We start from the raw sequence: 24,909 nt of genomic DNA, 5'->3' as shown, positions 1-24,909 counted from the left end.
ATACTGTATATCCACACAGTAAAGAGCCCGCGCCATGCAAATCATCGACAAGCTCAGCATTCTCGCCGACGCCGCCAAGTACGACGCCTCCTGCGCCAGCAGCGGTGCGCCCAAGCGCAGCTCCGAAGGCAAGAGCGGGTTGGGCTCGACCGATGGCATGGGCATCTGCCACAGCTACACGCCGGACGGCCGTTGCGTGTCGCTGCTGAAAATCCTCCTGACCAATTTCTGTCTCTACGACTGCCAGTATTGCGTCAACCGTCGCTCCAGCGATGTGCCGCGCGCACGCTTCACCCCCGAGGAAGTGGTCACGCTGACCCTGGATTTCTACCGTCGCAACTGCGTCAGCGGGCTGTTTCTCAGTTCGGGGATCATCCGTTCGGCGGACTACACCATGGAACAACTGGTGCGCGTGGCGAAGCTGTTGCGCGAGCAGCACGAGTTTCGCGGCTACATTCACCTCAAGACCATTCCCGAGGCCGATCCGGCATTGATCGAGGAGGCCGGGCGCTACGCCGATCGCCTCAGCGTCAATATCGAACTGCCCACCGACGCCAGCCTGCAAACCCTGGCGCCGGAGAAGCAGATCGGTTCGATCAAGCAGGCAATGAACACCATTTACACCGGCGTACAAACGGTGCTCAACGAACCGCGTTCGGCAAAATTCGCTCCCGCCGGGCAGAGCACGCAAATGATTGTCGGCGCCGATGACACCGACGACAGCACGATCCTGCACAGCGCCCAGTCGCTGTATGGCAACTACCGCTTGCGGCGCGTCTACTATTCGGCCTTCAGCCCGATTCCCGACAGCCCGAAAAGCGTGCCACTGGCCGCGCCACCGCTGATGCGCGAACACCGGTTGTATCAGGCCGATTTCCTCTTGCGCAGTTACGGCTACAGCGCCGATGAGCTGCTCAAGGGCCCGGGTAATCTAGCGCTGGACATCGATCCGAAACTGGCTTGGGCGCTGCAGAATCGCGAGGTATTTCCGCTGGACCTGAACCGCGCCGAGCCGTCGCTGATCGCACGCATCCCGGGCATCGGTCTGCGCACCACCGAGCGTCTGGTGCAATTGCGCCAGCAACGGCGCATCCGCTACGAAGATGTGGCGCGCATGCGTTGTGTGCTGGCCAAGGCCAAGCCGTTCATCATCACCAGCGACTACCACCCGCAACAGGCCGAAGTCACCAGTCATATGCTTTACCAGCAACTGCGCGACCGGCCGCAGCCGCAGCAGATGGGGTTGTGGGGATGATCAATCTCGATTGCGACGACCTGTTCGACACCTGGCGCCAGCAGGCGCGCTGGCTGCTCAGTCATGAAGTCGACCCGACTCTGGTGAGTTGGGCGTCGGAAGGGGTGAGCGATCTGTTTGCCAGTGACGTTTCGGTGCCCGAGGGACAGGGGCCGTTTCAGGCACGCATCCCCCGTGCACTGCTCGATACCCTGGAGCAAGCCGCGCGCTACCGGGGCGACCAGCGCTGGAGTCTGTTGTATGAAGTGCTGTGGCGAGTCAGCCATGGCGATCGCACGGCGATGATGGCCGGCGACAAGCTCGGCAGCGAGTTGCAGCGGCGGATCAAGCAGGTGCAGCGTGAAGCCCACCATTTGCATGCGTTCGTGCGTTTCATCGAACGCCCGCAGGATCAGCCAGGCCCGCAATACGTCGCGTGGCACGAACCGGCCCACGACATCCTGCACAGTGCCAGCGAACATTTCATCGGACGCATGGGCCGGCATCGCTGGTTGATCGCCACGCCGCGTGACGGGGTTTATTACGACGGTGAACAGTTGATTCATCAGCGCCAGTGCCCGGTGGAATGGCAGCAACTGGCGCAGAACGTCGATGACCCGCATGGCGAGCTATGGCTGACCTATTACAGCCACATCTTCAACCCGGCGCGGTTGAACGAGAAGGTCATGCAAGGGCACTTGCCGGTACGGTTCTGGAAGAATCTGCCGGAAGGGGAATTGATCCCAGGGTTGATCACCCAGGCGCGGATGGGCAAACAGCAAAATGGTCAGGCCAGCGGGATAGCCGCGCGAGCCGGCAAGCGAATTGCCTTGAAACAGGATGAGCCTGAGCAGGTCGATCAGCGGGTTGCCGACGCCATCAGCAGACCAAAACCGGCAAAGGTCACCCCCGAGACTTTTGCCGCCAGCCAGGATCCTTTCGGGCTCGACAGCCAGCCTTTGGCCGCATTGGCGAGCAGGGCGTAGCTGCCGTGCACCAGAATTACCAGCACCGCGTAAGAGGCCACCAGTTTGAAGAACTGCGGGTAAAAAACCTGTTCAGTGTCGATGAACTGCGGGAATACGGCCAGAAAGAAGAAGATCGCTTTCGGATTGAGAAACTGCAGGGACGCGGCTTCGAGAAAACGGTAGCCCGGACGAGAAGGGCGAACCTGCTGCAGGCTACGGAAACGATCTGAACGCCAGCTCTTGAAGCCTAAGTACAACAGGTATGCAGCTCCGGCGTATTTCAGCACGGTAAACGCCTCGGCCGAGGCGCTGAGGATCAAGCCGACGCTGGTGGCGCTGAGGGCAGCCACCACGAAAGCGCCCGAGGCGATGCCCAGAATACCGGGTACTGCGCCGGTCCAGCCCAGGCGCACGGCGTTGGACAGGGTCAGCACCACGCCCGGGCCGGGGCTCAAAATGGTCAGGGCGGCGAACAATACAAAGAGTCCGTAGCTGTGCATGATGTTGCTCCGTCGAATCGCGTATCTGCGTGCGGGCAGATTGGCGTGGCGGCAACGCGCTGACAAACGCTTTAAATGCAGTGCATATGTGACTAAATTAGACCCATGAAAAATTCACTTCCCCCGCTCAATGCGGTTCGCGCCTTCGCTGTGGCTGCTCGTCATCAGAGTTTCAGCGTGGCGGCCGACGAGCTGCATGTCAGCCATAGTGCGGTCAGCCGCCACGTCAAATTGCTTGAAGAACATCTGGGCGTTTTGTTGTTTGAACGGCGCATCAGGCAGTCGCTGCTGACGCCGGCGGGTGAGCTTTTTTATCAGCAAGTCAGCGCCGGTCTGGCGCAGATTGCCGACGCCGCTGCCGAGGTGAGGCGACAGGCAGCGCGGTTGACGATCACGATCAATGTCCGGCCGTCCTTCGCCCTGTTATGGCTGACGCCTCGTTTGGCGGACTTTTCGGTGCAGCATCCGCACATCGACACCCAGGTCGTCACGCAGACCCAGTCGCCGGATCCGGCCCGCGACGATTTCGACATTGTCATCCGCCGGGGCCGTGACGATTGGGCGCCGACGCTGGAGGCGCACGCGTTGTTCGAGGATGAATTGGTCATGGTCGCGGCGCCGGCATTGATTGAGCGACTGCCACTGACAAATCTCGCCGGCCTCAGTGCGCATACCTTGCTGACCGTCAGGGCGCGGCGTGAAGACTGGCACCACTGGGCCATGCATTTTGGCCAGAGCCAGAGCAGTAGCCAGGTGATCCGCCAGTTTGATTACATGCACCGGGTGCTGGAAGCGGCCGTGGCGGGCGAGGGCATCGCGCTGTGTCCGACTACTTTGCTCGGCACGCATTTGTCGAGTGGTCGCCTGATCTGTCCGTTGCCGGATCTGCGCATGCCGCTGCCACGCTATTACTACGGCGTTGCCCCGCAAGCGTCGGCGCACACCAAAGTGTTGATTGAGTGGCTACAGCAACAGCGCCCATGAAAAAGCCCCCATCGATCACTCGATGGGGGCTTTTGTGCATCAGCAGCCGTCAGATCAAACCTTGACGATCCAGCCCGCTGGCGCTTCGATGTCGCCGGTCTGCACGCCAGTCAGCTCTTTGTAGAGCTTCTGGGTGACCGGGCCGACTTCGGTTTCGCTGTGGAACACGTGCAGGTGGTCGTTGTAACTGATCCCGCCGATCGGGGTGATCACCGCCGCGGTACCGCAGGCGCCGGCTTCCTTGAAGTCCGACAGTTTGTCGATCAGCACGTCGCCTTCAATCACTTCCAGACCCAGACGGGTTTTCGCCAGTTCGATCAGCGACAGACGGGTGATGCCTGGCAGCACGGATGGCGAGTTCGGGGTGATGAACTTGTTGTCGTGAGTGATCCCGAAGAAGTTGGCCGAACCGACTTCCTCGATCTTCTTGTGGGTCAGCGGATCCAGGTAGATGGCGTCAGCGAAGTGCGCTTTCTTGGCCTGGGAGCCCGGCATCAGGCTGGCGGCGTAGTTGCCACCGACCTTGGCCGCACCAGTGCCTTGTGGGGCGGCGCGGTCGAAGCTGGAGATCTGGAAGTTGTGCGGAGTCAGGCCGCCCTTGAAGTAGGCGCCGACCGGGATCGCGAATACCGAGAAGATGAACTCCGGCGCGGTACGCACGCCGATGTTGTCACCCACGCCGATCACGAACGGACGCAGGTACAGCGCGCCGCCGGTGCCGTATGGCGGGATGAAGCGCTCGTTGGCGCGAACCACTTCCTTGCACGCTTCGATGAACTGCTCGGTCGACACGTGCGGCATCAGCAGGCGGGCGCAGCTGCGCTGCATGCGCGCGGCGTTCTGGTCGGGACGGAACAGGTTGATCGAGCCGTCCTTGCAACGATAAGCCTTCAGGCCTTCGAAGCACTGCTGGCCATAGTGAAGGGCAGTCGAGCCTTCGCTGATGTGCAGCACGTTGTCTTCGGTCAGGGTGCCTTTGTCCCACTCGCCATTGCGAAAGTACGACAGATAGCGTTTGTCGGTCTTGATGTAGTCAAAACCCAGCTTGTCCCAATTGATGCTTTCGTTACCCATGACACCCTCTATCACTGAACAACCGTCGAAACGGTTCAAGGCTTCTGACGTTTTTTTGGATGGGCACAACAATACTTCATTCTTGCGCGGTTTCGCAGCCCGTACTATCGGATGACAGGCAGATAAATCGTGTCGGCCTCAAGAATTCGCGAGCAAGCCGGCTCCCACAGGGGGAATGCATTTCCCTGAAGAAGCCGCTCCCACATTTTGGAATACATTTCCCTGTGGGAGCGGGCTTGCTCGCGAAGAGGCCACCACTGCCACCATCCATCACAGATGCAACGCATGCCCCAAAGCACGCAACGCCGCTTCCTGCACCGCTTCACCCAGGGTCGGATGCGCATGAATGGTGCCGCCGATGTCTTCCAGGCGTGCGCCCATTTCCAGGCTTTGCGCGAACGCGGTCGACAACTCGGAAACGCCTGCCCCGACCGCTTGCCAGCCGACTATCAGATGATTGTCGCGACGCGCGACCACCCGCACGAAGCCGCTTTTTGATTCCAGGGTCATCGCCCGGCCATTGGCAGCGAACGGGAAGCTGGAAACGATGCAGTCCAGCCCCGCAGCCTTGGCTTCGTCCGGGGTCTGGCCGACCACCACCAGTTCCGGGTCGGTAAAGCACACGGCGGCGATGGCGGTCGGGTTGAATTCGCGGGATTTGCCGCTGATCAGCTCGGCAACCATTTCGCCCTGAGCCATGGCGCGGTGCGCGAGCATCGGTTCGCCGCTCAGGTCGCCGATGGCGTAGACGTTGCGCATGCTGGTCTGGCAGCGGCTGTCGATCTTGATCGCCGAGCCGTTCATGTCCAGGTTCAGCGCTTCAAGGTTCCAGCCCTGCGTATTCGGCTTGCGACCGACCGCCACCAGCACCTGATCGGTTTCCAGATTGAGGGTGTCGCCGTTCGGGTCACGCACCTGCAAGGTGCCGTCGAAACCCAGCACGCTGTGCTTGAGATAGAGCTTCACGCCCAGTTGCTTCAGTGCTTCGTGGACCGGTTGGGTCAGCTCGGCATCGTAGGCCGGCAGGATACGATCCTGCGCCTCGACCACGCTGACCTCGGCGCCGAGCTTGCGGTAAGCAATGCCCAGCTCCAGACCGATGTAACCGCCGCCCACCACCACCAGACGTTTGGGCACGGACTTCGGTGCCAGCGCTTCGGTGGAGGAGATGATCGGCCCGCCAATCGGCAGGATCGGCAGGTTGACGCTGGTCGAACCGGTGGCCAGCACCAGATGTTCGCACTGGATCCGCGTATCGCCGACTTCCACGGTTTTGCCGTCGATGACTTTGGCCCAGCCATTGATGACCTGGACCTTGTTCTTTTTCAGCAGTGCGGCGACGCCGGTGGTCAGGCGATCGACGATGCCGTCCTTCCACTCGACGCTCTTGCTGATGTCGAGGGTTGGCGCCGAAACGCTGATACCCAGCGCCGAATGCTCGCTGTGATGGCGGGTCTGGTGGAACTGCTCGGCCACGTGAATCAACGCTTTCGATGGAATGCAGCCGATGTTCAGGCAAGTGCCGCCCAGCGATTGGCCTTCGACCAGAATCGTCGAAATGCCCAGTTGCCCGGCGCGGATCGCCGTGACGTAACCGCCGGGGCCGCCGCCGATAATCAGCAGCGTGGTGTTCAAGGTTTGCATTGCATCACTCCACAAACAGGGTTGCGGGTTGTTCGATCAAGCCACGAATGGCCTGGATGAAGAGCGCCGCGTCCATGCCGTCGACCACGCGGTGATCGAAGGAGCTGGAGAGGTTCATCATCTTGCGGATCACCATTTGGCCTTTGACGACCATTGGCCGTTCGACGATTTTGTTCACGCCGACGATCGCCACTTCCGGCAGGTTCAGCACCGGGGTGCTGACGATGCCGCCCAGCGCACCGAGGCTGGTGAGGGTGATGGTCGAGCCGGATAATTCGTCGCGGCTGGCCTTGCCATTGCGTGCGGCATTGGCCAGACGCGAGATTTCCGCGGCGCTGTCCCACAGGCTGCGCGCTTCGGCGTGACGCACCACCGGCACCATCAGGCCGACATCGCTTTGCGTGGCGACACCGACATGCACTGCGCCGAGGCGGGTGATGACCTGGGCTTCGTCGTCGTAACGGGCGTTCATCTGCGGGAAGTCACGCAGGGCGACGACCAGTGCGCGGACCAGGAACGGCAGTAAGGTCAACTTGCCACGGCTGGCGCCGTGTTTTTCATTCAGATGCGAGCGCAGTTCTTCAATCGCGGTAACGTCGATTTCCTCGACGTAGCTGAAGTGTGCGGCACGCTGAGTGGCGTCCTGCATGCGCTGGGCGATCTTGCGGCGCATGCCGATTACTTGAATCTGTTCTTCATCGTGACGTTGGGCGTACGCGGCAGCTGCCGGCGCCGAAGCGTTCGACTGACCTTGCGCCAGATAGGCTTCGAGGTCTTCGTGCAGCACACGACCGGCCGGGCCGGTGCCGCGTACCAGACGCAGCTGAATGCCCAGATCCAGCGCATGTTTGCGCACGGCCGGCGAGGCCAGCGGACGTTCATCAGCCTCGCGGGCAACCATCGGGCCCTGGCAAACCGGTGCGGAACGCGGTGCAGCAGCAGCGGCAGGTTTGCTCTCGACTGCGGTTTCAACTTTCGCTGCAGCAGGCGGCTGTTTCGCAGCCACAGGTGCAGGGGCGGTGGACTCTTTCAAGTTACCGGCACCTTCAACTTCAATGCTGATCAGCACACTGCCGACCGCCATCACTTCACCCGGCTGACCGCCGAGCGCAATCACCTTTCCGTGTACCGGCGACGGAATATCGACCATCGCCTTGTCGGTCATCACGTCCGCCAGCACCTGGTCTTCAACCACCAGGTCGCCGACCTTGACGTGCCACTGCGACAGTTCTACTTCTGCGATGCCTTCGCCGATGTCCGGCATCTTGATAACGTGCGTGCCCATTCAGACCTCCATGACCCGTTTCAACGCCGCGCCCACTCGGGACGGCCCTGGGAAATACGCCCACTCTTGCGCGTGCGGGTAGGGTGTGTCCCAACCGGTGACGCGTTCGATCGGCGCTTCCAGGTGATGGAAGCAGTGCTCTTGCACCAGCGCCACCAGTTCGGCGCCGAAACCGCAGGTACGGGTGGCTTCGTGCACCACCACGCAGCGGCCGGTTTTCTTCACCGACTTGACGATGGTTTCCAGGTCCAGCGGCCACAGGCTGCGCAGGTCGATGACTTCAGCGTCAACGCCGGATTCTTCGGCGGCAACTTGCGACACGTACACGGTGGTGCCGTAGGTCAGCACGGTCACGTCCTTGCCCGGACGGGTGATCGCGGCGACGTCCAGCGGCACGGTGTAGTAACCGTCCGGCACTTGGGCCTGCGGATGTTTCGACCACGGGGTTACGGGGCGGTCGTGGTGGCCGTCGAACGGGCCGTTGTACAGGCGTTTCGGCTCAAGGAAGATCACCGGGTCATCGTTTTCGATCGAGGCGATCAGCAGGCCCTTGGCGTCGTACGGGTTGGATGGCATGACGGTGCGCAGGCCGCAGACTTGAGTGAACATCGCCTCAATGCTCTGGCTGTGGGTCTGGCCGCCGTAGATCCCGCCGCCGCACGGCATGCGCAGGGTCATCGGCGCGGTGAACTCGCCGGCCGAGCGATAACGCAGGCGCGCCGCTTCGGAAATGATCTGGTCGGAAGCCGGGTAGACGTAGTCGGCGAACTGAATCTCGGCCACCGGGCGCAGGCCGTAAGCGCCCATGCCCACCGCAACACCGACAATGCCGCTTTCGGAGATCGGCGCGTCGAATACCCGCGAGGTGCCGTACTTGGTCTGCAGGCCTTCGGTGCAACGGAACACGCCGCCGAAGTAGCCGACGTCCTGCCCGAACACCACCACATTGTCGTCACGCTCAAGCATCACATCCATGGCCGAGCGCAGGGCCTGGATCATGGTCATGGTGGTCGTGGTCATGGCGGTTTCCAACTGAATATTGTTGTTGTGATCGTTCATGTCAGATCCCCAACTGCTGACGCTGGCGCTTCAAGTGCTCCGGCATCTCTTTGTAGACGTCTTCGAACATGGTTGCGGCGCTTGGAATCTGCCCGCCGGCGAGGGTGCCGTACTGTTCGGCCTGTTTCTGCGCGGCAATCACTTCGGCTTCGAGCTCGGCGCTGACGGCGGCGTGCTCTTCTTCCGACCAGTGGCCGACCTTGATCAGGTGCTGTTTCAGGCGGGCAATCGGGTCGCCCAGCGGGAAGTGGCTCCAGTCATCGGCAGGACGGTATTTCGACGGATCGTCGGAGGTCGAGTGCGGGCCGGCGCGGTAGGTGACCCATTCGATCATGGTCGGGCCGAGGTTGCGCCGGGCGCGTTCGGCAGCCCAGGCGGAAGCGGCGTAGACCGCGTAGAAGTCGTTGCCATCGACCCGCAGCGAGGCGATGCCGCAACCAACGCCGCGTCCGGCGAAAGTGGTGGCTTCACCCCCGGCGATGGCCTGGAAGGTCGAGATCGCCCACTGGTTGTTGACCACGTTGAGGATCACCGGCGCGCGGTAAACGTGAGCGAAGGTGAGGGCGGTGTGGAAGTCCGATTCGGCGGTGGCGCCGTCACCGATCCAGGCCGAGGCGATTTTCGTGTCGCCCTTGATCGCCGAGGCCATGCCCCAGCCGACGGCCTGAATGAATTGGGTCGCGAGGTTGCCGGAGATGGTGAAGAAACCGGCGTCCTTGACCGAATACATGATCGGCAACTGCCGGCCCTTGAGCGGATCACGCTCGTTGGACAGCAGTTGGCAGATCAGATCGACCAGCGGGACTTCGCGGGCCATCAGAATGCTTTGCTGACGGTAGGTCGGGAAGCACATGTCGTCGATGTTCAAGGCCAGGGCCTGGGCGCTGCCGATGGCTTCCTCGCCAAGGCTCTGCATGTAGAACGACATTTTTTTCTGCCGCTGGGCGACCACCATGCGGTTGTCGTAGATCCGCGTCTTGAGCATGGCGCGCATGCCCTTGCGCAGGATTTCGACCGGCACGTTTTCAGCCCAGGGGCCGAGGGCGTTGCCCTGATCGTCGAGCACCCGAATCAGCCCACGCGCCAGGTCGGCGGTGTCGGCAGGTTCGACGTCGATGGAAGGTTTGCGCACCGTGCCGGCATCGGTCAGATGCAGGTAGGAGAAGTCGGTTTTGCAGCCTGGGCGGCCCGAGGGTTCAGGGACGTGCAGACGCAGCGGTTCATACGCTTGGGTCATGGCTTCTACGCTCGATCTTGTGAATTTCTTGTAGTGAGCTGGCAATCATTCTTGGGTGAAAGAAATCTTGTCCTACAACAATCATAGGCCCGGGCCAGAAGAATATTTCTCTCTGTTTCGTTGCGCTGGAGACGATTTGCAGATAGAAATTCTGCATAAACATAAAAAACAGGTGGTTTTGTCTCATGCGCAAACTGGACCGTACCGACATCGGCATTCTCAACAGCCTTCAGGAGAACGCGCGCATCACCAACGCCGACCTCGCGCGCTCGGTGAACCTGTCGCCGACGCCGTGTTTCAACCGGGTCAAGGCGATGGAGGAGTTAGGGCTGATTCGCGAGCAGGTGACGCTGCTCGATGCCGATCTGCTGGGGCTGCATGTGAACGTGTTCATTCACGTCAGCCTGGAGAAACAGGTCGAGGAAGCGTTGCAGCATTTCGAAGAGGCGATCTCCGATCGCCCCGAAGTGATGGAGTGCTACCTGATGGCCGGCGACCCGGACTATCTGATCCGGGTGCTGGTGCCGACGATTCAGGCGCTGGAGAGGTTCATGATGGACTTTCTGACCAAGGTGCCGGGGGTGGCGAATATCCGCTCGAGTTTTGCCTTGAAGCAGGTGCGCTACAAGACGGCGTTGCCGTTGCCGGCGAATGGTTTGACCCTCGGGTCCTGAAAATCAAAAGATCGCAGCCTTCGTCAGCTCCTACACAGAGCACGCATAAACCGTGTTCCTGTAGGAGCTGACGAAGGCTGCGATCTTTTGCTTCTAGAGCTTGTTGATCGGCACTTTCAAATAAACCACACCATTGTCCTCGGCGGGCGGCATGTTCCCCGCCCGCACATTCACCTGAATCGCCGGCAGCAACAGCGTCGGCATGCCCAACCCGGCATCGCGTTTGGTGCGCATCTCGACAAACGCCGCTTCATCAATCCCGTCATGCACATGAATATTGCTCTTGCGCTGTTCACCGACGGTGGTCTGGCACTGCGCGGCGCGGCCTTCCGGCGGGTAGTCGTGGCAGACGTAGAGTTTGACGCTGGCGGGGAAGGCCAGCAGTTTGTGGATCGAGTTGAACAGTTGATGGGCGTTGCCGCCGGGGAAGTCGCAGCGGGCGGTGCCGACATCGGGCATGAACAGCGTGTCGCCGACCAGAATCTGTTCGCCGTCGATCAGGTAAGCCATGTCCGCCGGGGTGTGGCCGGGGACGTGCAGGGCGGTGGCCTTGAGGTTGCCGATCATGAACGACTCGTTCGGCGCGAACAGGTGATCGAACTGCGAGCCGTCGACGCAGAATTCCGGTTCCAGGTTGAACAGCGCCTTGAACACGTTCTGCACCTTGCTGATGGACTGGCCGATCGCAATCTTGCCGCCCAGTTCGCGGCGCAAGTACGGCGCAGCGGACAGGTGGTCGGCGTGAGCGTGGGTTTCCAGCAGCCATTGCACCTGCAAGTGGTGTTCTCGGACGAAGGTGATGATTTTGTCGGCCTGCGTGGTGCAGGTGCGTCCGGCGGCGCCGTCGTAATCGAGTACCGGATCGACGATTGCACACTGCCCGCCATCGGCTTCATAGACCACGTAGCTGTAGGTCGAGGAGGCGGGGTCGAGGAAAGCTTCAATCTGCGCGGGCATGGACACCAACCTGAATCAGGGAAATGGGTTGCAACACTTTATCTAAAAACATAATGTTCGCAGCTTAAGTGACGTTGAAGGCCTCGTGCAAATGCAATCCAGTCTGACCGAATGTGAAGTCGCCCAATTGCGGGCGTCCGCCTCCAAGGCCTGTGCGCTGCTCAAGGCGTTGGCCAATGAGGATCGCCTGTTGATCCTGTGCCAGTTGACTCAGGGCGAGCGCAATGTCGGCGAGCTGGAAAAAATGACCGGCGTGCGCCAGCCGACCCTGTCCCAGCAACTGGGCATCCTGCGCGATGAAGGCCTGGTGGCGACCCGTCGCGAAGGTAAATACATCTTTTACGGTCTGGCCAGTCCTGAAGTGATTCAGGTGATGAAGACCCTGTCCGGGTTGTATTGCGGAGCGGTGCTGAAAAGCCTGGGCCATCAATAAATGTCAGCCACCACACAATCTCTGTAGGAGTGAGCCTGCTCGCGATAGCGGTGTATCAGCCAACATCTTCATAGACTGACATACCGCTATCGCGAGCAGGCTCACTCCTACAATGGATTTGTGCGATGGCCAAGAAATCCTTGCATGCAGCAATAAGGAACAAGCAATGAACGATCAACACTGGGGCCCATCCATCAGTGCCGATATCGTGGTCATCGGCGGCGGCACCGCCGGCATCGGCTTCGTCGCCAGTCTGCTCAAGCGTGATCCCACTCTTAAAGTCACTGTGATCGAGCCAAGCGCCCAGCACTACTACCAACCGGCGTGGACGCTGGTCGGCGGTGGCGCCTACGACGTCAAGGACACCGTGCGGCCGATGAGCAAAGTGATGCCGCGTCAGGCCACCTGGATTCAGGCGGCGGTGACCGGTATCGATCCCGATCTGCGCCAGTTGACCCTCAACGATCAGCGCACCGTCACTTACCAGAACCTGATCGTCTGCCCCGGCCTGCGGCTGGCCTGGGAGAAGATCGAAGGCCTGCAGGAAAGCCTCGGTCAGCATGGCGTGACCTCCAACTACAGCTATCAGCACTCGCAGTACACCTGGGATCAAGTGCAGAAACTGCGTGGCGGCAAGGCGTTGTTCACTCAGCCGGCGATGCCGATCAAATGCGCCGGCGCGCCGCAGAAGGCGTTGTACCTGTCGTGCGATCACTGGCGTAAAACCGGCGTCCTGAACAACGTTAAAGTCGAGTTCAACCTGGCCGGCGCCGCGTTGTTTGGCGTCGCGACCTTCGTCCCGCCGCTGATGAAGTACATCAAAAAGTACAACGCGCAACTGGCTTTCAACTCCAACCTGGTCAAGGTCGACGGCCCGGCGAAAACCGCGTGGTTCGAGATCAAGGACGCCGACGGCAACCTCACCACACAGGCGAAAACCTTCGATCTGCTGCACGTGGTGCCGCCGCAAGTCTCGCCGGATTTCATCGCCCAGAGCCCGCTGGCCGACGCTGCCGGCTGGTGCGAAGTCAATCCGCATAGCCTGCAACATCCGCGTTACCCCGAGGTGTTCGGCCTCGGTGATATCTGCGGCACCAGCAATGCGAAAACCGCTGCCGCCGTGCGCAAGCAGGTCGTCGTAGTCGCCGAAAACCTCTTGGCCCTGCGCAAACAACAACCGCTGCCACTGAAGTACGACGGCTACGGTTCGTGCCCGCTGACGGTGGAGAAGGGCAAGGTGATCCTCGCCGAATTCGGCTACGGCGGGAAGTTGCTGCCGACCTTCGCCCTCGATGCGACCGTGCCGCGCCGCTCGGCGTGGTTCCTCAAGGCGACGCTGCTGCCGTGGTTCTACTGGAACGGCATGCTCAAGGGCCGCGAGTGGCTGACCGGTTTGTCCAAAGTCGACTGAGAACTCCCTATGTTGCTGGCAAGTCTGTTTGGCGTGTTGATGGGGCTGATTCTCGGACTGACCGGGGCGGGCGGCGGGATTCTCGCGGTGCCGGCGCTGGTGCTTGGTCTCGGCTGGAGCATGACCCAGGCCGCGCCCGTGGCGTTGTTCGCCGTCGGCAGTGCGGCGGCAGTCGGGGCGATCGACGGTTTGCGTCATGGCCTGGTGCGCTATCGCGCGGCGTTGCTGATTGCCGCGCTCGGTGCGCTGTTTTCGCCGCTGGGCATTTATTTCGCGCACCAGTTGCCGGAGAAGATCCTGATGATCCTCTTCAGTCTGCTGATGGTCATGGTGGCCTGGCGCATGCTGCGCCGTGAGCGTGCGCAAGAGGGACCGAGCGACCACGGCCACGCCAGTTGGGGGCAGAAAAACTGCATGCTCAATGAGCAGACCGGGCGTTTCGACTGGACCGCCAAATGCACCGCGACCCTCGCGGCGCTGGGTGCGGTGACCGGCGTGGTCTCGGGCTTGCTCGGCGTCGGCGGTGGCTTCCTGATCGTGCCGGCGTTCAAGCAACTGACCGATGTGCAGATGCGCGGGATTGTCGCGACGTCGCTGATGGTGATCAGCCTGATTTCGGCGATTGGCGTGATCGGCTCGTTTCACGCGGGCGTGCGGATTGATGCTCAGGGCGCGGCGTTTATCGTGGCCAGCATCGTCGGCATGATCATCGGCCGCAAGCTTTGTGCGCGGGTGCCGGCGCGGACGTTGCAGGTGGGGTTTGCCAGCGTGTGTCTGGTGGTGGCGGGGTATATGTTGTTGCGTGCCTGAATGTTGGCAGATCAAAAGATCGCAGCCTTCGGCAGCTCCTACAGGAATCGCATTCCCATGTAGGAGCTGTCGAGTGAAACGAGGCTGCGATCTTTCAGGCTGTTACAACACCAGATGCGGTAGCCACAGGGAAATGGCGGGGATGTAAGTGACCAGCATCAACACCAGAAACAGCACCGCATAAAACGGCAGCAGCGCTTTCACGGTGCTCTCGATACTGACCTTGCCCACCGCCGAGCCGACAAACAGCACCGCGCCCACCGGCGGTGTTATCAGCCCGATCCCGAGGTTGACCAGCATGATCATGCCGAACTGCACCGGGTCGACACCGATGCCGAGAATCACCGGCATCAGGATCGGCGTCAGAATCAGGATCAGCGGCGCCATGTCCATCACCGTGCCGAGCAACAGCAGCATGACGTTGATGCACATCAGGATCACGTAGCGGTTGTCCGACAGGGTCAGGAACAGCGTGGTGATTTTCGCCGGAATCTGCATCAGGGTCATGATGTAGCCGAAGCTCGCGGCGAAGCCGATCAGGATCATCACGATGGAAATGGTGCGTACCGTGCGATGCATCAGCTTCGGCAGTTCACGCCACTTGTAGTCGCGGTAGATGAACATGGTCACGAAGAACGACCACAACACGGCGATGGCCGCCGATTCCGTGGCGGTGAAGATCCCCGAGAGGATGCCGCCGAGGATGATCACCATCGCCATCATGCCCCAGAGGGCTTCGCCGACGATTTTCAGCGCCTGGCGCATCGGGATCACTTCACCCTTGGGGTAGTTGCGCTTTTTCGCGAAGATCAGGCACAGCACCATCAGGCAGGCGCTCATCATCAAGCCCGGCACGATGCCGGCCATGAATAGCGAGGCAATCGAAACCGTACCACCGGCGGCCAGGGAGTAGAGCACCGAGTTATGGCTTGGCGGCGTGAGCAGGGCTTGCACCGAGCCGCTGACGGTCACCGCGGTGGAGAAGTCCCGTGGATAGCCTTTGCGTTCCATTTCCGGAATCAGCACCGAACCCACCGACGCGGTGTCGGCCACCGAGGAACCGGAGATCGCGCCGAAGAAGGTCGAGGCGACAATGTTCACCAGCGACAGGCCACCGCGCACGAAACCCACCAGCACCCCGGCACACGCCACCAAACGCCGGGACATGCCGCCCTCGGCCATGATCGCACCGGCCAGGACGAAGAACGGAATGGCCAGCAGCGAGAATTTGTTCACCCCCGACGCGACCTGGATCATCACCGCCTGGAACGGGATGTCGATCCACCATGCACCGATCAGCGCGGCGGCGCCCAGCGCATAGGCGACCGGCATGCCGATCAGGATCAACAGGATAAAACTGCCCAGCAGAATCAGAGCGTCCATCAAGCGCCACCTTCACTTTCTTCAACCAGATCGAACTGCACGACCCGCCGTTTGCTCTGGTCACCGAGCAAGAGTTTTTCCAGGACGAAAACCAGCGTCAGCAAGCCGCCCACGGGAATCGGCAGATAGGTCACGCCAACCCGCAGATCGGGCAGGGCTGCCATGAACTGATTCCAGGTGGACAGGCACAACTTTGCGCCCCAGATGGTCATGAAAATGCAGATCGACGCCATGAGCAGTTGCGAGAATATCGCCGCCGCAGATCTCAGCCGGGGTGGCATGCGGTCGGTGAGCATGGCCACGGCCATGTGCGCACCGGCGCGGTAACTGGCGGCGGCACCGATGAAGGTGAACACCATCATCAGCAGGATCGCCGTAGGCTCTGGCCAGCTCGAACCGGTGCCCAGCACGTAGCGGGCGAACACGCCCCAGGGAATCATCAGGGAAATCGCCAGAACGGAAAGGCCGGCGACCCAAATGCACGCCATGTAGATCTTGTCGTTGATACGCAGCAGTAGATTCTTCATCGGGTTCCACCGTAACCGGGCGCGCCTGAGTGATCAGGTGCGCCGGGCCTGGTTAATGAGGACGGAGCGGGAGGCGTTACTGCACGGCTTCGATTTTCTTGATCAGGTCGGCGTACTTCGCACCGTACTTTTCCCGCACCGGTGCGGTGGCGTCGTAGAAGGGTTTCTTGTCGACCTCGATGAACTCGACGCCAGCGGCCTTGAGTTTTTCTTCGCTGGCAGCGGACTTCTTGTCCCACAGCACACGCTCTTCAGCCTGGGCAGCCTTGGCGGCGTTCTTGACCAGCGCCTGTTGATCCGGGGTGAGTTTTTCCCAGGTGATTTTCGACATCACAATCGGCTCTGGCAGGATCAAGTGACCGGTCAGGCTGTAGAACTTGGCGTTCTGGAAGTGGTTGTGTTCGAGCAGGGTCGGCGGGTTGTTTTCCGCGCCGTCGATCACGCCGGTTTGCAAGGCGCTGAAGATTTCCCCGGTGTCCATGGCGATACCGTTTCCGCCCATGGCGTTCATCATGTCGATGAACATCGGGTTGCCCTGGACACGAATCTTCATGCCCTTGAGGTCTTCGAGCTTGCGCACCGGTTTCTTGGTGTAGACGTTGCGCGTGCCGCCGTCCATCCAGGCCAGCGCCACGAGGCCGAATTCGGAGTTGGTGATTTTGTCGAGGATCTCGTCGCCCACTGCGCCGTCGATGACGTTACGCATGTGTTGATGGTCGCGGAAGATGAACGGCATGTTGAACACGTTCACATCCGGCACTACCGGGCCGACGATACCCAGGCTGACGCGAGACAGCTGTACCGCGCCGACTTGCATCTGCTCGATGACTTCCTTTTCTGAGCCCAGCACACCCCCGGGAAAGTATTGGAAGGTCAGCTCGCCGTTGGTTTCCCGGGTCAGGGTCTTGCCCATGTTTTCTTCGGCTACCACGGTGGGATAACCGGCGGGATGGATGTCAGCGAATTTGAGTTGCAGGGCCTGGGCGGCGCCAGTGAAGGTGAACATCAGCGGGAGTGCAGCGGCCAGCAAGGTGCGTTTGAAGTTCATGGGGGTGAGTCTCCAGTCTTGTTATTGTTGTGTTCAAGGCGCAGCGGTGCAGCAGAGGCGGGTGTTACAGGGAATCGTCGAACAGCGGTTCTTCCAGGCCTTTGACCCCGGGGGTGAGGGCGAACACGCCGCCGGCCAGGGATTGCGGGTCGTGGTCGTCGCCGGGACGAATCGAGGTCACGAAGAGGGTGTCCAAGCGGCTGCCGCCGAAGGCACACATCGTCGGCTTCTTCACCGGCACTTCCAGCGAGAAATCGAGGCGCCCGTCCGGGGCAAAACGGTGAATCAGTCCGGCGTCGTTGGCGCAGATCCAGTAGCAGCCTTCGGCATCCACGGCAGCGCCATCCGGCCGGCCGGGGAAGTGGTTCATGTCAACGAAGATCCGCCGATTCGATGGTGTGCCGGTCTCGGTGTCGTAATCGAAGGCCCAGATCAATTGCACGTGCGGATGTGAATCGGACAGGTACATCGTCTTGCCGTCAGGGCTGAAGCCGAGGCCGTTGGGCACGATGAAGCCGTCGAGTTGCGCTTCGATCACACCAGACTGCCCGGCGCCGTAGCGGTAGAGCCGGCCTTCGGACGCGTTCAGGCCCATGTTCAGCACCATGCTGCCAGCCCAGAAACGGCCCTGGCGGTCGCAGCGACCGTCGTTGAGGCGCATGTCTTCTCGGCTGTGCTCGACGGTGGCGAGCCATTCGCTGTCGAGGCTGCCGTCGCTGTGCGGGTGCAGATGAAAAAAGCCGCTCTCCATGCCGGCAACCCAGCCGCCACCGCTGTGACGGGCGATGCAGGCGAGCATTTCAGGGGTTTTCCAGGCCTGCACATGGCCGGTGTCAGCGTTCCAGCGTTGCAGTCCGCCGTTGGGAATATCGACCCAATACAGCGCGTTTTCCTGCGGCACCCAGACCGGGCTTTCGCCCACGGCGTTGCGCGCATCGACGATCAATTCGGCTTGCATACTCATTCCTTTGCGTCGTTGGCAGAGTGTTCAGTCGCCGAAGGGGCCGGCCGCGACGAACGCGCCGCCCTGATAGATCCGCGCCGGGTCATCGGCGGCGGGCATAGGCTGCGCTTCGACTTTTTCGCGGAACACTTCGGAGCTGTCCCTGGCCTCAAAACCGAGGTGACTGGCGAAGCGGTTGTCCCACCAGACGTCCTTGTTGGCGGACATGCCATAGACCACGGTATGGCCAACGTTTGGCGTGTACAGCGCGCGCTCGAGCAATTGGGTGAGGTCGTCGAAGCTCAGCCAGGTGTGCATCATTCGGCGGTTCTGCGGCTCGGGAAATGAGGAGCCGATGCGGATGCTGACCGTCTCGATGCCGTAGCGATCGAAGTAGAAACTGGCCATGTCTTCGCCGTAGGACTTGGACAATCCGTAGTAGCCGTCGGGGCGGCGGGCGCAGCTGGCATCGAGCGGCTCGTCCTGTTTGTAGAAGCCGATGACGTGGTTGGAACTGGCGAAGATCACTCGCTTCACACCATGGCGGCGTGCAGCTTCGTAGATGTGAAATACGCCGCAAATGTTGGCGCCGAGGATTTCTTCGAAGGGCCGCTCCACGGAGACACCGCCGAAATGCAGGATCGCGTCGACGCCTTCGACCAGTTGGTGCACTGCCTGTTTGTCGGCAAGGTCGCAGGGGACGATTTCTTCGCGATCATCAATGGCTGGGGCGAGAGCCGCGATGTCCGACAGGCGCAGGACATGGGCATAAGGGCGCATACGTTCGCGCAGGACTTTGCCCAGGCCACCGGCAGCGCCGGTCAGCAGCAGACGGTTGAACGGGGCGCGGGGAGTAGAGGTAGACGTCATGGCAATCCCTTACACGTTGTTATTAGGTTTGTTGTAGGTTGTCGTATGACTGCGCTGAAGTATCGGTAGGGTTTCCGGAACTTGTCAACGCGACTTTTGGGGTAAATGACGGAAGGGGCTCATTCACTTTTCAATCACCGCGACGCCTTCGTTGCAATGCAATCCCCCTGTGGGAGCGGGCTTGCTCGCGAAAGCGGTGTGTCATTGAAAGATGAATTGACTGACCCGACGCATTCGCGAGCAAGCTCGCTCCCACAGGGAAACCCGGTGTGAGGACTGGCTTTACAACAACGAAATCGGATAGCTGATAAAGACCCGGTTCTCGTCGAACTCATTGGTGCTGAAGTCCCGGCGTATCGTCGCGTTGCGCCATCTCACGTTGAGGTTTTTCAGCGGCCCGCTCTGCACGGTGTATCCCAGTTCCGACTCGCGCCCCCATTCCTTGCCGTCGGTTATCGTCCCGGTGTGCACGTTATCGCCGCTGATGTAGCGGTTCATCAGGGTCAGGCCGGGAATGCCGAGGGCGACAAAGTTGTAGTCATGCCGCAACTGCCAGGAGCGCTCTTTGGCGTTGTCATAACTGGCGTTGTAGCTGTCGTTGGCCAGGGTGCCGCCGCTGGTGCCGTTGACCCGCATCCACGCGTCATCGCCGCTGAGTTTTTGCAGGCCGACATAGAAGGTGTTGCCGCCGTAGCGGGCCGACAGCATGGCGAACGCGGTCTTGTTATCGAGGTCGCCGGCCTGGGCGCTGCCGTCTTCCTTGCCGGTGAAGAAACCGAGGTTGGCGCCCAGCGTCCAGTCACCCAGCGGCTGGCTGTGGCTGAGGTTGAAATACTGCTGCTGGTAGATGTCGCTGAGTTCGGCGTACCACACGCCGACCAGGGTGCGCTTGTCGTTGAAGGTGTATTCGCCGCCGCCGAAGTTGAAACGGTCGGAGGTGAAGGCGCCGCGGCCGTTCATCGACATGTCTTCCATGCTGGCGTCGTTACGCGGGCTGTTGCCACGGAACTGCCCACCGTAGAGGGTCAGGCCGTTGATTTCGGTGGAGGTGATCTGGCCACCGCGAAAGGTCTGCGGCAACGAGCGGCCATCGTCCGAGCGCAGGATCGGCAGCACCGGCATCCATTCGCCAACCTTCAATTCGGTCTTCGACACCTTGGCCTTCAGCGCCACGCCGAGGCGACCGAAGTTGTCCGCCGGACGCCCGTCATCGTGAATCGGCAACAGTTGCGTACCGCCGGTGCCCTTGCCGCCATCGAGTTTTTGCGAATACATCCCCAGCACATCGAGACCGAAGCCGACGGTGCCTTGGGTGAAGCCGGATTTGGCATCAAGGATGAAGTTTTGCGTCCACTCTTCAGCCTTGCCCTGCGGGTAGTTCGGGTTGACGAAGTTGCGATTGAAGTAGGCGTTGCGCAGGTTCAGCGTGGCTTTGCTGTCTTCGAGGAAGCCTTCGGCGTCTGCGCTCATCGGCAAAACCAGGGCGAGGCTGCTGCAGCCGATCAAACTCAGGGTGGAACACGGGCGGGGGAAGGAAATACGGGACGTGCGAACGGAATTGCAGACGAGTGTGCTCACTGTGACGCTCCCTGTTGTTGTTTTTATTATTTGTCATACGTCGTCGTACAACATGGTTGCGGATAGTTGCGAGGTTTTCCGCAAAAGTCAACAGGGCTTGTTACGATTGTTTTGCGCGATTTGGCAGCCCTCCAAATGCTGCGAAGAGGGCTGTTTTCGGCGGGTTTACCGGTTATAGAGCGCCTCTGTGTTGTCGATCAGCGGGTTTTTCTCGGTCAGGACGATCCGGGCGATCTGGTCCTTGCGCATGAATGTCACTTTCGGATGGGACTGCGCATAGCGGATAAAACGTTCCATCGCCTCGACCATCGCCGGGGTGCCGCCGATGCGGTCGTGCAGACTCACCGACATCATCCGCCGCTTGCTCGCGCCTTCCGCGTACAGGCGATCAAATTCCAGCACCAATTGCTGATAGAACTGCTCGGCGGAGAAATGCCGACCCTCGATCAACACGATGTCGTTGTTGCGCAAGGTATACGGCACCACGGCGAATTTGCGCCCACGGACCATGGTCACGAACGGTTCGTCGCGGCTGACATCATCGATGTGGTAGGTGAAGTTCAGGTCTTGCAGGACCTTCAGCGTGTTGGGGCTGCGCCGCAGCCAGTTGGCGTTGTAGCCCAGCGAGCGCTGGCCGGTGAGTTTTTCCACCGCGTTGACACCGTCGCCGATGAACTGTTTTTCCTGGTCGTAACTCATGTTGTAGGAATCGGCCCAGCGCATGCCGTGGGCTGCCAGTTCGTGGCCGCGCTCGGCAATCGCTTTCGCCAGTTCCGGGTGCTTGAGCGCCGCTTCGCCGACCACATGCGAGGTGACCTTGATCCCGGTGCGATCCCACAGGTCGAGCATCCGCCACAAGCCTTCCTTGTAGCCATAATCAAACCAGGTCTGCGCCGGCAGATCAGGGTAACCCTTGGGCAGTGGGCTGCCGGAAAACGGACTTTCCGCACCCTCGGGCTGGCCGCCGGTTTCGAACTGCATCGACACCGAAATCACCAGTTGCGAGCCGTCCGGCCACGGGCGTTCCTGGGCGAAGGCGAGGGCGGGCAGCAACAGGGCGGCAGCCAGAAGGTTTTTCAGCAGGCGTGGGGAGCGTTGCCGGTGGGGCGTGGTCATAACGGGCACCTTGCAGGTTGAGAAGTGCTGCAAGGGTGGCAGTTGCCCGCCGCGGGAAAAATCCGTTGCGGGCGAGAGGACCTTTAAACAGAATTTACGAATCCACCGCAAACCCGTGGGAGCGGGCGTGCCCGCGATAACGGTCTGCCAGTCACCCTGTTGCCGAGCCGACTGCCGTCATCGCCGGCAAGCCAGCTCCCACAGGATTGTGGGTTTGCCGCAAGATTTGCGGCAAACTCCCGGCAACACAAGCACAAGGCCTCTCAATGGATCGATACGCCCCGCGCGACTGGCAGCCTCACGAGAAGCCCAGTCTGCCCGGTTCCCCCTCGACGCCGCTGCACTCCAACCCCAAGCGCCTGGCCTATGCGCTGGTCGGGCTGCTGGTGGCGGTGACCGGTGGTTTGGGTAACTCGCTGGTGGTCGCCAACCTGCCTTACCTGCAAGGCGCGCTGGGCGCGACCACGGCGGAGATGGCCTGGCTGCCAGCTGCGTACGTGATGACCAACGTGTCGATGAACCTGCTGCTGGTGAAGTTTCGCCAGCAGTTTGGCCTGCGTGCATTCACCGAAGTGTTTCTGGTGCTGTATGCGCTGGTGACGTTCGGTCATCTGTTCGTCAACGACTTGAGCTCGGCCATCGCGGTGCGGGCGGCGCACGGCATGGTCGGTGCGGCGCTGAGTTCGCTGGGTCTGTATTACATGGTCCAGGCGTTTCCGGCCAAGTGGCGGCTGAAGGCGCTGGTGCTGGGCCTCGGCGCCTCGCAACTGGCGCTGCCGCTGGCGCGCTTGTTCTCCGAAGACTTGCTGCAGATTGCCGAATGGCGCGGCTTGTACCTGTTTGAATTGGGCATGGCGTTGCTGTCGCTGGGCTGCGTGTTGCTGCTCAAGTTGCCGCCCGGTGACCGCTTCAAAACCTTCGAGCCGCTGGACTTTCTCACCTTCGCGATTCTCGCCAGCGGCGTGGCACTGCTGTGTGCGGTGTTGTCGCTGGGGCGCATCGACTGGTGGCTGGAAGCCAACTGGATCGGCTATGCGCTGGCGGCCTCGATTGCGTTGATCCTTGCTGGCCTGGCCATCGAACACAATCGCAGCAACCCGATGCTGATGACCCGCTGGCTCGGCAGCGGCACGATGATCCGCCTGGCGCTGGCGGTGACCCTGATCCGCATGGTCACCTCGGAACAGTCCACCGGCGCCGTCGGTTTCATGCAGAACCTCAACATGGGTTATGAGCAGTTGCACAGCCTGTATGTGGTGATGCTGATCGGCAGCGTCGCCGGGCTGGCGACCAGCGCACTGACCATCGACCCCAAGCACCTGCTGATGCCGCTGATCATCTCGCTGGCGCTGATGGCCACCGGTTCGGTGATGGACAGTTTTTCCAATAACCTGACCCGCCCGCAAAACCTGTATTTCAGCCAGTTTCTGCTGGCCTTCGGCAGCACGTTTTTTCTGGGACCGACCATGGTTTTCGGCACCCGCAACGTGCTGACCAATCCGCGCAATCTGGTGAGTTTTTCGGTGTTGTTCGGGATCTGCAACAACCTCGGCGGCCTGCTCGGCGCGGCGTTGTTGGGCACGTTCCAGATCGTGCGCGAGAAATTCCATTCCAGTCACCTGGTCGAGCACCTGACGTTGTCCGATCCGCTGGTGGCTGCCCGTGTGCAGAGCGGCGGGTCGGCTTACGGTTCCTTGTTGGCCGACCCGAGCCTGCGCAATCTGGCCGGGATTCGCAGCCTGTCCAACGCGGCCACTCGCGAAGCCAACGTGCTGGCCTATAACGATGTATTCATGCTGATCGCCGTGATTGCGGTGCTGACCATGATCTGGCTGTCCATTCGTGCGCTGTGGCTGATGAGCACCACCAAAGCCGTCGACCCCGCGCCTTCCGTACCTCCTGACGGTGCTTCCAATTCATGACCGAACCCACCACCACAACCACCAATGCCATCGCCGCCACCCCGGAAGGCGTGGCACCGCCGTCCTCGCCGAACACCGAGCCGCGCTCGTTGCGGGTGCGGATCATCTCGTCACTGGGCTTTGCCGCGATTGCCATCGTCGGTGTGCTGATCGTGCTCTACGCCTGGCAGTTGCCGCCATTCAGCAGTGCGGTCGAAACCACTGAAAACGCCCTGGTGCGTGGCCAGGTGACGATCATCGGCCCGCAGCTCAGCGGTTACGTGTTCGAGGTGCCGGTGCAGGACTTCCAGTACGTGAAGGCCGGCGACCTGCTGGTGCGCCTGGACGACCGGATTTATCAGCAGCGCCTCGACCAGTCGCTGGCGCAACTGGCGGTGCAGAAAGCCGCGCTGGCCAACGTGGTGCAGCAACGCAACAGCGCCGAAGCGACGATCAAACTGCGTCAGGCGGTGGTGGCCGACAGCGAGGCGCAGTTGCGCAAAAGCGAGGCGGATCTGCGGCGTAACAAGGAGCTGGTGAGTGACGGCTCGGTGTCGAAACGCGAGATGGACGTGACGCTCGCGGCCAATGCGCAGAGCATTGCGGCGGTGGCGCAGGCAAAGGCCAATCTGGAAATCGCCCGGCAGGATCTGCAGACGGTGATCGTCAATCGCGGTTCGCTGGAAGCCTCGGTGGCCAGCGCTGAAGCAGCGGTGCAACTGGCGCGGATCGACTTGTCGAACACCCGCATCGTCGCCCCGCGTGACGGCCAGCTCGGGCAGATCGGCGTGCGCCTCGGCGCTTACGTCAACTCAGGGGCGCAGTTGATGGCGTTGGTGCCGAACCAGAAATGGGTGATCGCCAACATGAAGGAAACCCAGATGAACAATGTGCGCGTCGGGCAGCCGGTGCGCTTCACCGTCGATGCGCTGAACCACCGCAAGTTCACCGGCCATGTGCAGCACATTTCGCCCGGCACCGGTTCGGAATTTGCCCTGTTGCAGGCCGACAACGCCACCGGCAACTTCGTGAAAATCGCCCAGCGCGTGCCGGTGCGGATCACCATTGATGAGGGGCAGCAGGAAGAGGAGCGCTTGCGCCCGGGGATGTCGGTGGTGGTCAGCATCGACACCGCGGCGGGTGACACACAACCGCATTGACCTGCGCAGATCAAAAATGTGGGAGCGGGCTTGCTCGCGAAAGCGGTGTGTCAGGCGATATTTTCGTATCTGATACACAGCCTTCGCGAGCAAGCCCGCTCCCACAGTCTGAT

The 24,909-nt window shown here is 61.2% G+C and carries 22 protein-coding genes and 1 pseudogene; 9 read left to right on the top strand and 14 right to left on the bottom strand.

Going from position 1 to position 24,909, the window contains the following annotated elements; translation table 11 throughout:
* Positions 1–34: 34 nt before the first annotated feature.
* Positions 35–1,255, top strand: a complete 1,221-nt coding sequence (locus tag KCG87_RS12080; protein ID WP_047601560.1) for a putative DNA modification/repair radical SAM protein — start codon at positions 35–37, stop codon at positions 1,253–1,255.
* Positions 1,252–2,070, top strand: a pseudogene (locus tag KCG87_RS12075) (TIGR03915 family putative DNA repair protein); the annotation flags it as partial. The gene KCG87_RS12080 and the pseudogene KCG87_RS12075, both read left to right, overlap by 4 nt.
* Before the next feature lie 23 nt (positions 2,071–2,093).
* Here KCG87_RS12075 and KCG87_RS12070 read toward each other — a convergent pair.
* A complete protein-coding gene (locus KCG87_RS12070; RefSeq protein ID WP_134786058.1) occupies positions 2,094–2,702 on the bottom strand; it encodes a LysE family translocator in 609 nt (202 codons plus the stop codon).
* Between the two features lie 105 nt (positions 2,703–2,807).
* On the opposite strand from KCG87_RS12070, the gene KCG87_RS12065 reads away from it, so the two are divergent.
* On the top strand, positions 2,808–3,686 hold the full coding sequence (locus tag KCG87_RS12065) for a LysR substrate-binding domain-containing protein (protein WP_210557745.1): 879 nt from the start codon (positions 2,808–2,810) through the stop codon (positions 3,684–3,686).
* Between the two features lie 54 nt (positions 3,687–3,740).
* Here KCG87_RS12065 and KCG87_RS12060 read toward each other — a convergent pair whose 3' ends face one another.
* The 5 genes from KCG87_RS12060 to KCG87_RS12040 all read right to left on the bottom strand — a co-directional run bounded on the left by KCG87_RS12060 (position 3,741) and on the right by KCG87_RS12040 (position 9,985).
* A complete protein-coding gene (locus KCG87_RS12060; RefSeq protein WP_027613221.1) occupies positions 3,741–4,760 on the bottom strand; it encodes a branched-chain amino acid aminotransferase in 1,020 nt (339 codons plus the stop codon).
* 270 nt (positions 4,761–5,030) lie between these two features.
* Positions 5,031–6,404: a dihydrolipoyl dehydrogenase gene (lpdA, locus tag KCG87_RS12055; protein ID WP_210557747.1), complete on the bottom strand. Its 1,374-nt coding sequence runs from the start codon at positions 6,402–6,404 to the stop codon at positions 5,031–5,033.
* Positions 6,405–6,408: 4 nt separating this feature from the next.
* The gene (locus KCG87_RS12050) at positions 6,409–7,689 is read right to left on the bottom strand and encodes a dihydrolipoamide acetyltransferase family protein (RefSeq protein ID WP_210557749.1); all 1,281 of its coding nucleotides are present in this window, start codon (positions 7,687–7,689) and stop codon (positions 6,409–6,411) included.
* A complete protein-coding gene (locus KCG87_RS12045; protein ID WP_123462612.1) occupies positions 7,690–8,748 on the bottom strand; it encodes an alpha-ketoacid dehydrogenase subunit beta in 1,059 nt (352 codons plus the stop codon).
* A gap of 1 nt (position 8,749) precedes the next feature.
* Positions 8,750–9,985 carry a 3-methyl-2-oxobutanoate dehydrogenase (2-methylpropanoyl-transferring) subunit alpha gene (locus KCG87_RS12040; protein ID WP_003224001.1) on the bottom strand — a complete coding sequence of 412 codons (1,236 nt, stop codon included), beginning with the start codon at positions 9,983–9,985 and terminating at the stop codon, positions 8,750–8,752.
* A gap of 185 nt (positions 9,986–10,170) precedes the next feature.
* On the opposite strand from KCG87_RS12040, the gene bkdR reads away from it, so the two are divergent.
* Positions 10,171–10,659 carry a Bkd operon transcriptional regulator BkdR gene (bkdR, locus tag KCG87_RS12035; RefSeq protein ID WP_027613216.1) on the top strand — a complete coding sequence of 163 codons (489 nt, stop codon included), beginning with the start codon at positions 10,171–10,173 and terminating at the stop codon, positions 10,657–10,659.
* A 93-nt stretch (positions 10,660–10,752) separates the two neighbouring features.
* Here bkdR and KCG87_RS12030 read toward each other — a convergent pair whose 3' ends face one another.
* Complete coding sequence (locus KCG87_RS12030; RefSeq protein ID WP_210557751.1) at positions 10,753–11,616, bottom strand: MBL fold metallo-hydrolase; 864 nt, start codon at positions 11,614–11,616, stop codon at positions 10,753–10,755.
* Between the two features lie 91 nt (positions 11,617–11,707).
* Here KCG87_RS12030 and KCG87_RS12025 point away from each other — a divergent pair, with 91 nt between their 5' ends.
* The 3 genes from KCG87_RS12025 (at position 11,708) to KCG87_RS12015 (ending at position 14,270) form a co-directional block, all read left to right on the top strand.
* The gene (locus tag KCG87_RS12025) at positions 11,708–12,049 is read left to right on the top strand and encodes a metalloregulator ArsR/SmtB family transcription factor (RefSeq protein ID WP_007965280.1); all 342 of its coding nucleotides are present in this window, start codon (positions 11,708–11,710) and stop codon (positions 12,047–12,049) included.
* Between the two features lie 166 nt (positions 12,050–12,215).
* Complete coding sequence (locus tag KCG87_RS12020; protein ID WP_210557753.1) at positions 12,216–13,460, top strand: FAD/NAD(P)-binding oxidoreductase; 1,245 nt, start codon at positions 12,216–12,218, stop codon at positions 13,458–13,460.
* Positions 13,461–13,469: 9 nt separating this feature from the next.
* Positions 13,470–14,270, top strand: coding sequence for a sulfite exporter TauE/SafE family protein (locus KCG87_RS12015; protein WP_103369163.1), 801 nt, complete (start codon positions 13,470–13,472; stop codon positions 14,268–14,270).
* Between the two features lie 102 nt (positions 14,271–14,372).
* Here the strand turns inward: KCG87_RS12015 and KCG87_RS12010 are convergent, their stop codons facing one another.
* The 7 genes from KCG87_RS12010 to KCG87_RS11980 all read right to left on the bottom strand — a co-directional run bounded on the left by KCG87_RS12010 (position 14,373) and on the right by KCG87_RS11980 (position 21,735).
* Positions 14,373–15,653 carry a TRAP transporter large permease gene (locus KCG87_RS12010; RefSeq protein ID WP_202370769.1) on the bottom strand — a complete coding sequence of 427 codons (1,281 nt, stop codon included), beginning with the start codon at positions 15,651–15,653 and terminating at the stop codon, positions 14,373–14,375.
* A complete protein-coding gene (locus KCG87_RS12005) occupies positions 15,653–16,180 on the bottom strand; it encodes a TRAP transporter small permease (protein WP_210557755.1) in 528 nt (175 codons plus the stop codon). The genes KCG87_RS12010 and KCG87_RS12005 overlap by 1 nt, the downstream gene beginning before the upstream one ends.
* A gap of 76 nt (positions 16,181–16,256) precedes the next feature.
* Positions 16,257–17,228, bottom strand: a complete 972-nt coding sequence (locus KCG87_RS12000) for a TRAP transporter substrate-binding protein (protein ID WP_210557757.1) — start codon at positions 17,226–17,228, stop codon at positions 16,257–16,259.
* A 64-nt stretch (positions 17,229–17,292) separates the two neighbouring features.
* Positions 17,293–18,186 (bottom strand): SMP-30/gluconolactonase/LRE family protein, encoded by an 894-nt coding sequence (locus tag KCG87_RS11995; RefSeq protein ID WP_210557759.1) that lies wholly within the window; start codon positions 18,184–18,186, stop codon positions 17,293–17,295.
* Positions 18,187–18,216: 30 nt separating this feature from the next.
* On the bottom strand, positions 18,217–19,041 hold the full coding sequence (locus tag KCG87_RS11990) for an NAD(P)-dependent oxidoreductase (protein WP_134786066.1): 825 nt from the start codon (positions 19,039–19,041) through the stop codon (positions 18,217–18,219).
* Between the two features lie 282 nt (positions 19,042–19,323).
* Complete coding sequence (locus KCG87_RS11985) at positions 19,324–20,619, bottom strand: OprD family porin (RefSeq protein ID WP_098968228.1); 1,296 nt, start codon at positions 20,617–20,619, stop codon at positions 19,324–19,326.
* A 165-nt stretch (positions 20,620–20,784) separates the two neighbouring features.
* Entirely contained in the window at positions 20,785–21,735 is a 951-nt protein-coding gene (locus KCG87_RS11980) for a polysaccharide deacetylase family protein (protein WP_210557762.1), read from the bottom strand.
* Positions 21,736–22,001: 266 nt separating this feature from the next.
* On the opposite strand from KCG87_RS11980, the gene KCG87_RS11975 reads away from it, so the two are divergent.
* Together KCG87_RS11975 and KCG87_RS11970 are read left to right on the top strand one after the other, a co-directional pair.
* A complete protein-coding gene (locus KCG87_RS11975; RefSeq protein WP_027613205.1) occupies positions 22,002–23,657 on the top strand; it encodes an MFS transporter in 1,656 nt (551 codons plus the stop codon).
* Entirely contained in the window at positions 23,654–24,796 is a 1,143-nt protein-coding gene (locus tag KCG87_RS11970; protein ID WP_027613204.1) for an HlyD family secretion protein, read from the top strand. The genes KCG87_RS11975 and KCG87_RS11970 overlap by 4 nt, the downstream gene beginning before the upstream one ends.
* Positions 24,797–24,909 lie beyond the last annotated feature (113 nt).

Origin of the sequence: Pseudomonas sp. MWU347 (genome assembly GCF_017947305.1) — a bacterium.
Classification (GTDB): domain Bacteria; phylum Pseudomonadota; class Gammaproteobacteria; order Pseudomonadales; family Pseudomonadaceae; genus Aquipseudomonas; species Aquipseudomonas putida_A.
Note: the sequence above shows the minus strand (reverse complement) of the source record. Positions and strands in the feature narration are given on the sequence as shown.

What these genes read in the sequence shown, in the direction of transcription:
- KCG87_RS11975 (WP_027613205.1), top strand. Translation starts at nt 22,002, where the DNA reads ATGGATCGATACGCCCCGCGCGACTGGCAGCCTCACGAGAAGCCCAGT.
- KCG87_RS12070 (WP_134786058.1), bottom strand. Translation starts at nt 2,702, where the DNA reads ATGCACAGCTACGGACTCTTTGTATTGTTCGCCGCCCTGACCATTTTG.
- KCG87_RS12010 (WP_202370769.1), bottom strand. Translation starts at nt 15,653, where the DNA reads ATGGACGCTCTGATTCTGCTGGGCAGTTTTATCCTGTTGATCCTGATC.
- KCG87_RS12020 (WP_210557753.1), top strand. Translation starts at nt 12,216, where the DNA reads ATGAACGATCAACACTGGGGCCCATCCATCAGTGCCGATATCGTGGTC.
- KCG87_RS12030 (WP_210557751.1), bottom strand. Translation starts at nt 11,616, where the DNA reads ATGCCCGCGCAGATTGAAGCTTTCCTCGACCCCGCCTCCTCGACCTAC.
- KCG87_RS12045 (WP_123462612.1), bottom strand. Translation starts at nt 8,748, where the DNA reads ATGAACGATCACAACAACAATATTCAGTTGGAAACCGCCATGACCACG.
- KCG87_RS12025 (WP_007965280.1), top strand. Translation starts at nt 11,708, where the DNA reads ATGCAATCCAGTCTGACCGAATGTGAAGTCGCCCAATTGCGGGCGTCC.
- KCG87_RS11970 (WP_027613204.1), top strand. Translation starts at nt 23,654, where the DNA reads ATGACCGAACCCACCACCACAACCACCAATGCCATCGCCGCCACCCCG.
- KCG87_RS12000 (WP_210557757.1), bottom strand. Translation starts at nt 17,228, where the DNA reads ATGAACTTCAAACGCACCTTGCTGGCCGCTGCACTCCCGCTGATGTTC.
- lpdA (WP_210557747.1), bottom strand. Translation starts at nt 6,404, where the DNA reads ATGCAAACCTTGAACACCACGCTGCTGATTATCGGCGGCGGCCCCGGC.
- KCG87_RS12050 (WP_210557749.1), bottom strand. Translation starts at nt 7,689, where the DNA reads ATGGGCACGCACGTTATCAAGATGCCGGACATCGGCGAAGGCATCGCA.
- KCG87_RS12040 (WP_003224001.1), bottom strand. Translation starts at nt 9,985, where the DNA reads ATGACCCAAGCGTATGAACCGCTGCGTCTGCACGTCCCTGAACCCTCG.
- bkdR (WP_027613216.1), top strand. Translation starts at nt 10,171, where the DNA reads ATGCGCAAACTGGACCGTACCGACATCGGCATTCTCAACAGCCTTCAG.
- KCG87_RS11990 (WP_134786066.1), bottom strand. Translation starts at nt 19,041, where the DNA reads ATGACGTCTACCTCTACTCCCCGCGCCCCGTTCAACCGTCTGCTGCTG.
- KCG87_RS12065 (WP_210557745.1), top strand. Translation starts at nt 2,808, where the DNA reads ATGAAAAATTCACTTCCCCCGCTCAATGCGGTTCGCGCCTTCGCTGTG.
- KCG87_RS12080 (WP_047601560.1), top strand. Translation starts at nt 35, where the DNA reads ATGCAAATCATCGACAAGCTCAGCATTCTCGCCGACGCCGCCAAGTAC.
- KCG87_RS11995 (WP_210557759.1), bottom strand. Translation starts at nt 18,186, where the DNA reads ATGCAAGCCGAATTGATCGTCGATGCGCGCAACGCCGTGGGCGAAAGC.
- KCG87_RS11980 (WP_210557762.1), bottom strand. Translation starts at nt 21,735, where the DNA reads ATGACCACGCCCCACCGGCAACGCTCCCCACGCCTGCTGAAAAACCTT.
- KCG87_RS12015 (WP_103369163.1), top strand. Translation starts at nt 13,470, where the DNA reads ATGTTGCTGGCAAGTCTGTTTGGCGTGTTGATGGGGCTGATTCTCGGA.
- KCG87_RS12005 (WP_210557755.1), bottom strand. Translation starts at nt 16,180, where the DNA reads ATGAAGAATCTACTGCTGCGTATCAACGACAAGATCTACATGGCGTGC.
- KCG87_RS12060 (WP_027613221.1), bottom strand. Translation starts at nt 4,760, where the DNA reads ATGGGTAACGAAAGCATCAATTGGGACAAGCTGGGTTTTGACTACATC.